At 39.0% G+C, this 6,207-nt stretch carries 6 protein-coding genes; all 6 read right to left on the bottom strand.

Features of this window, described 5'->3' with window-relative positions; all coding sequences use genetic code 11:
* Positions 1-17: 17 nt before the first annotated feature.
* Positions 18-719: a sugar transferase gene (locus tag AC1DUA_RS29450; RefSeq protein ID WP_477503123.1), complete on the bottom strand. Its 702-nt coding sequence runs from the start codon at positions 717-719 to the stop codon at positions 18-20.
* A 10-nt stretch (positions 720-729) separates the two neighbouring features.
* Positions 730-1,623 carry a UTP--glucose-1-phosphate uridylyltransferase GalU gene (gene galU / locus AC1DUA_RS29455; RefSeq protein WP_477503124.1) on the bottom strand — a complete coding sequence of 298 codons (894 nt, stop codon included), beginning with the start codon at positions 1,621-1,623 and terminating at the stop codon, positions 730-732.
* Positions 1,624-1,883: 260 nt separating this feature from the next.
* The gene (locus AC1DUA_RS29460) at positions 1,884-2,570 is read right to left on the bottom strand and encodes a CpsD/CapB family tyrosine-protein kinase (RefSeq protein WP_477503125.1); all 687 of its coding nucleotides are present in this window, start codon (positions 2,568-2,570) and stop codon (positions 1,884-1,886) included.
* Entirely contained in the window at positions 2,551-3,327 is a 777-nt protein-coding gene (locus AC1DUA_RS29465) for a YveK family protein (RefSeq protein ID WP_477503126.1), read from the bottom strand. Before AC1DUA_RS29465 ends, AC1DUA_RS29460 begins: the two co-directional genes overlap by 20 nt.
* A 96-nt stretch (positions 3,328-3,423) precedes the next feature.
* Positions 3,424-5,739 (bottom strand): S-layer homology domain-containing protein, encoded by a 2,316-nt coding sequence (locus AC1DUA_RS29470; protein ID WP_477503127.1) that lies wholly within the window; start codon positions 5,737-5,739, stop codon positions 3,424-3,426.
* A gap of 37 nt (positions 5,740-5,776) precedes the next feature.
* A partial coding sequence (locus AC1DUA_RS29475; protein WP_477503128.1) for a CpsB/CapC family capsule biosynthesis tyrosine phosphatase occupies positions 5,777-6,207 on the bottom strand: 431 nt, incomplete at its 5' end.

The following is a 6,207-nucleotide window of genomic DNA, read 5'->3' on the forward strand; positions in this document are numbered from 1 at the left end:
CCTCACTTATCTTCTCACTAAAATGCATCCTTCGAACCAAATAATACAAAAAATGTTTTGAAAATTATTTTAAACTCAAGAAGTATACTTTTTTTGTTTATATACTCTAAATCCAACTCAACCATCTTCTCAAATCCCACATTGTTTCTCCCACAAATCTGCCACAAACCCGTACAGCCTGGTGTGACCAATAAACGCTGCTTATGATAACTACTATAGAACTCTACTTCTCGAACAAGTGGAGGTCTAGGTCCTACAAGACTCATATCACCCTTTAAGACATTCCAGAGTTGGGGAAGCTCGTCTATACTTGATTTCCGAATAAACTTCCCGACCTTAGTGATCCGTGGATCTTCTTTTATTTTGAACATATGTCCTTCAATCTCGTTCTTTGCTTGAAGGTCCTCAAAAAGCTCCTCTGCGTTGCTAACCATGGATCTAAATTTATACATTTTAAATAACTTCTCATGTTTGCCCACACGCTGTTGGTAGAAAAAAACAGTTCCATTTGGATCTTCAAGTTTTATAAGTAACGCAGTAATAAGAAATAATGGGAATAACAAAAGTATGCCACTACAGGCACCCGCAATGTCTATTATGCGCTTAGTCAACAAGTACAAAGCATTCGGACTTTCTATTACTTTTATGTATGTCTTATTAGTCCTTTTGTAATATTGGTTATTTTCTAGTACGGGTGTATCATTAGATAGATTCGGCATTTAATCCCTCCTACCCAATTGCATGGGGCAACGATTCTCGTTGAATAATTTTATTTATTTCTTCAAGTAACGGAATTCTAAGCTCATCATTTTTTAGAGCAAATTCTAACGAGGTAAGAATAAATCCGAGTTTCTCACCTACATCATAGCGAGTTCCACTAAAATGATAAGCATATACGTTTTGGGTTGCGTTTAGTTTACTGATTGCATCTGTTAGTTGAATTTCTCCCCCAGCGCCTGTTTCCTGAAGCTCAAGAAAATCAAAAATTTCAGGGGTAAGAATGTAACGTCCCATTATTGCTAAATTAGAAGGTGCTGTTCCATATGCCGGCTTTTCTACTAAGTTTCGGACATGATATAAATTTTCTTCTTTACTAATGGGGTCTATAATCCCATATCTTTTAGTTTCTTGATCAGATACTGGCTGCACACCAATCACAGACGATTGAGTAATTTCATATTGCTTCATGAGTTGTTTTAAGCAAGGGGTGCTGCCACTTACGATATCATCCCCTAATAAAACAGCAAAAGGCTCATTTCCAATAAAACGGCGTGCACACCATACGGCATGACCTAGCCCCTTGGCTTCTTTTTGTCGAATATAGTGAATTTCAACTTTTGCTGGTCTTAATACCTCTTCAAGAAGCTGAAGCTTTCCTTTTTCCGCTAAGTTATATTCAAGTTCAAACGCGTTATCAAAATGATCTTCAATAGCCCGCTTCCCTTTACCCGTAACGATGATAATATCCTCAATGCCTGATTCAACAGCCTCTTCAACGATGTATTGAATGGTAGGCTTATCAACAATGGGAAGCATTTCCTTAGGCATCGCTTTGGTTGCTGGCAAGAATCTTGTCCCTAAACCTGCTGCAGGTATAATTGCTTTTCTTACCTTCCCCTTCATGTGTATCCCTCCATTTTTATCTATTTGTTTAAAGAATTAAAAAAACCAGGCATGTTGTCTTCTACGAAAACAACACGACTCGTTTTTTTAATAAAAATAAGGGCATTGAACCCTACCTCACCCCACACCATCGATGATAAACATCTAAGGTGACAAGCACCCACAGCATGGACGAGTATCTACAGTGATAAAGGTTCAGTAGATATTACCTGAAAATAACTACATAAGTGCTACTTGTGAAACTGTAAAACAAACGTGATCTATTTACTCTCACCGTAATAGTAATAGTATGAATCTTTGTTTTTTCTATCTACATTGTTAAGAACAACACCAAGTATTCTAGCCCTTACATTATCAAGGTTTTGTTTCGCTTTTAGTGCAGCGTCTCTTTTCACTTTGTCAGAATCCACAACCAATATAACGCCATCAGAACGGGTGGCTATAATTTGAGAATCAGTCACCGCAATTGCCGGCGGAGCATCGATAAGAATAATATCGAATTGCTGCTTTAACTCATCTAAAACACTTATCATCTTTTTGGAGGCAAGAATTTCTGACGGGTTAGGTGGAATTGGACCAGATGTAATAATGCTTAAATTATTAATAGATGTATCCTGTAATACTTCCATAATAGATAGCTGATTGGTTAATAAATTGGTAAGCCCCCAACGGTTGGAAACTTGCAAGGTATGATGCATTGTTGGCTTTCTAAGATCAGCATCAATAACCAATACTTTCTTATCCGCTTGAGCATACGCTACTGCAAGGTTGACTAGTGTGGTTGATTTACCCTCCCCTGGTCCTGCAGAAGTTATCATTAACACTTTTAATTCTTCATCGATCGATGAAAATTGAATATTGGTTCTCAAAGTTCGATAAGCCTCAGAAATAGGCGATTTCGGATTTTGATGGGTGATAATTGGTCTCTTATTGGTTAAGTTTGACACTTGATGGCTCTCCTACCCTTTGTTCAACTATTTTCTTATTACTTTTGCTTTGATTCTGACTTTGGCTCTGTAAATCTTCCGGCTTCATCTTTGTAATCATCGTTAAGGTTGGCAACCCCAAATACTGCTGAACTTCTTCTTCTGTTTTTAATTTATCGTCCAAGAATTCCAGCAAGAAGGCTATGCCTAAACCAAGCATGAGGGATACAACAAAACTAATGGCAATGTTTAAGTTTTTATTCGGTTTTACCGGTGTCGGTTGATCGATATCTTTTGCTTCATTCAACAGCGAGATATTATCCACTTTCATGATCTTAGGTATTTCGCTTTGAAATACTTTAGATACGGCATTCACGATATTTGCTGCACGCTCATACGACTCATCTTGAACGATTAGGGTCATGACTTGTGTATTATTAACCGAGCTGACTTTTACCGTCTTGACTAAATTCTCGGCACTTATTTTCAATTCTGGGTAATCCGTAACTACCTTGTCCATAATTCTAGGGGTTTTAATAATTTCCTTATATGTATCAATCAATCTAATATTCAGATTTACTGTATTAATGTCGACTTGAGATAAACCAACTTGATCATTAGATTTATTAACAATTAACTTCGTTGATGCCTCGTAAATCGGCTGCATAAAGAAATAACTAATAACACCAGTTGTAATCGTTGCTAGCAAAACAATTGTGACTATCATCCACACCCTTTTCTGTATGATTTTTATATAATCCCTTAAATCCAGTTCCATTCCGTTCCCTCCGCAACTTTTCTGTCGATATGTGTCGGTTTGTATGAAAATTCAAGGAACCCCCCTCTGGTTTAAGAGGAGGATTCCTCCAGGTGCTTATTTATTCAATAAACGATAAATCACTACAGCAGCTTGAGCAGCTTCATCAACCTTCGCTGGAGTGATAGAAACTCCCTTGAGCGACAGCGCTCTGGAAGACATAACCGACATTTCAGCACGTGTAATCTTCCCATTCGGATCGAACTTACCTGCTTCTTTGCCGTCTACAATGCCGTTCTTAACAGCAGAAGCAACATAGACTTTGTACCAATCTTGATCATTTACATCATCAAAATTTTCCGTTGCATTTGCGTTTTCCAAAGCAAATGTTTTGACGATCATTTTTGCAAATTCAGCACGTGTCACGAATCCATTCGGATCAAAGGCATTCTCAGCACGTCCTTCTAAAATCCCCTTCGCAGCTGCGACTTGAATTTGTCTGCCTGCCCACGCTTTTACTGAAGCTGTATCTTCAAAAGAAACTTGATTTTCTACGACGGTATACGTAGAGAAGGAGTTACGAACGCCTTTGAATGCCCCATTCGCATAACTTCCGCCGTAAAACTCTAATTTACCATCTACGATTTTGGCCAATGACAGCAATTCTGTATCGAATTTGTCACTGTTAGGTACCGGAATAGTTACTTCAACTGGCTTATTAAAGCTCGTTACTTTACTACCGCCAGATGCAAATTCAAATTCATAGACACCGGATGCTACAGGTAATTGTGTTACACTCGTCGCGACTGATGTATCTTGGTTAGTCACCTTGAGGGTTGTATCTGCATCAAATTCAGCTGGACTAACTACGAGTGATAGGCCGTTCATGGAAATCGCGATCGTATCTATACCATTTGCCATCGACGCTGCTAATAGTTCTTTTGCTAGAGGAATCTCTGTTATTTTCGCATCAATGGCACCGAAATTAAGAGTAAGCTGAACTTTTACTTCCTTCGCATCCGGATTCAACGCCTTCAATTGATCGTTAAGCGCTTTGGCTTGTGCTGCAATGTTCTTCAACTTGCTTACGAGTTCAGACACATTCAATTGCGGCTTCGCCGTATCGCCTTGGACTTTAATCAAAGATTTAAGATCTAAAGTTGCCAATTGCTTAATGGCATTCTCAACTTTGGTTTGAGCTTCCTTGAAGATCTCTTGCTTTCTCGCTTCGGTTGCCCCGTTCAATTCCTTCAATAGGCTACTTAAATCCGGCTTTGTTGGATCAGATGTAGCAGGCGGAGTTGTGACGCCTCCTCCACCGCCACCACCACCGCCGGTACTAGGACCAGGATTTGCGGTAGAAGGCGATAAAGTTATTGCAGCCTTAGAAATATAGAGCAATAAGCCCATTTTCGTATCTCGCGCTTCTATTTTAGCGGAAGCTTGGGTAGTTCCAGTCAATACAAAAGCTTTAGCAACTCCGTCATATTTAATACCGGATCCAAGAGCATTCCATTTAAGTAAATTTGAAGGCAATGGGTACTCTTGGTTGTTATAAGTCACACTTAGAGCAGGTAATTCCACAGACGATGTACTTCCGTTGCTTTTTGTATATTTAATTCTGTCTCCTAGCAGGTACCTTAATCCAGCAGATTCAACAGCTGTCCTAGCATCCTTGGCAATTGTTGAGTTCGATTGTGTATCGACGTAATTCGCGATTCTGTTTTGCACAGCGTTCAGATCACCTAAGGTGATACCGTACTTATTCAGCAATTTAGAGATCAACAGATCACTATGTGCTTCTAATACATCTTTGGTAACAATATCATTAATTTCTTTTTTAATTGTTTCTGTATCCACTGCGCCACCAATAATGATGACCTCAGCCACTTTTGCCAGAAGCTCGTCTTTTTTGCTGTTCAAAGCATCGAGTGCTGCTTGTTGGAATACGATAATGTCACTCTTTTTCAAACCGTCTGGTTCATCGATACCCGGAAGACCGACCGATGTGAACAATAAACTGATCGCAGCTCGGTTGTTTTCGTCCTGAATCAATTTGTCAATGGAATTAGAGTCTCCTAAAAATAAGTCTAAAGCATTGATAAGTTGAGCAACAGCTGAGTATTGCAAAGTTGGAGCATTATTTTTAATATTGTCCCAGACTTCTGCTGTCAATTGATGCTGTAAGTTCTTATCTGTAATAGGATGATCTTTTACGTATTGTTTAACTGAATTCACACTAGTAAGTCCTACCGCATCTCTTGCTAATTCAGCATGTAAAGCATCTAGTTGATCTAGAACTGTATTCGCTGAAGCCACGCTAACAGTGAAACCAAGCTTACTTGCCAACCCCTTCTCACTTAATGGAAGTCCAGCAATAGATGCAAACATCATGCTTGCTGCCATTGTAGTTACGGTTACTTTCTTTTTCATCGTCATGCTAAAATTCACCTCAATTAAATTAGTTAACTTATTTATTAGATTTCCAAAACTGAAACCACTTTGGTTTCTCCCAAACAGGTTGATATCTCTCGATTTCTAGATCATGGATGATACTGTTTGCGTTATTTTGGAAGGTGTTCACGATATCAATCCCCAGCTTTTCTTGCAATATGTCATATGCCCCGGCAAGAGCAAATCCTCGATTTGTTGTATTATGAGCATCCGAAGAAATGAAATGTGCCAAATGATTCTTGCATAGATCCAGCGATAAGGTCTGAATGGATTTGCCGAAGCTTCCTGTTAGTGAATGAGCTGTTATTTGGGATAAAGCACCAAGCTGAATTAGCTCAAGAAGTTTTAAGGGATTCTCAGCAATTTCCCGATTTCTCTCTGGATGAGCAATTATAGGTACAATGTTCATTAAGCTCAACTCGTGCAGCAGCTCATGAGTACCTGTTG

Source organism: Paenibacillus sp. 01T422 (assembly GCF_056398785.1).

Bases quoted from the DNA above. Each gene is read 5' to 3' on its own strand.
- galU (WP_477503124.1), bottom strand. From the start codon at position 1,623: ATGAAGGGGAAGGTAAGAAAAGCAATTATACCTGCAGCAGGTTTAGGG.
- AC1DUA_RS29450 (WP_477503123.1), bottom strand. From the start codon at position 719: ATGCCGAATCTATCTAATGATACACCCGTACTAGAAAATAACCAATAT.
- AC1DUA_RS29470 (WP_477503127.1), bottom strand. From the start codon at position 5,739: ATGAAAAAGAAAGTAACCGTAACTACAATGGCAGCAAGCATGATGTTT.
- AC1DUA_RS29465 (WP_477503126.1), bottom strand. From the start codon at position 3,327: ATGGAACTGGATTTAAGGGATTATATAAAAATCATACAGAAAAGGGTG.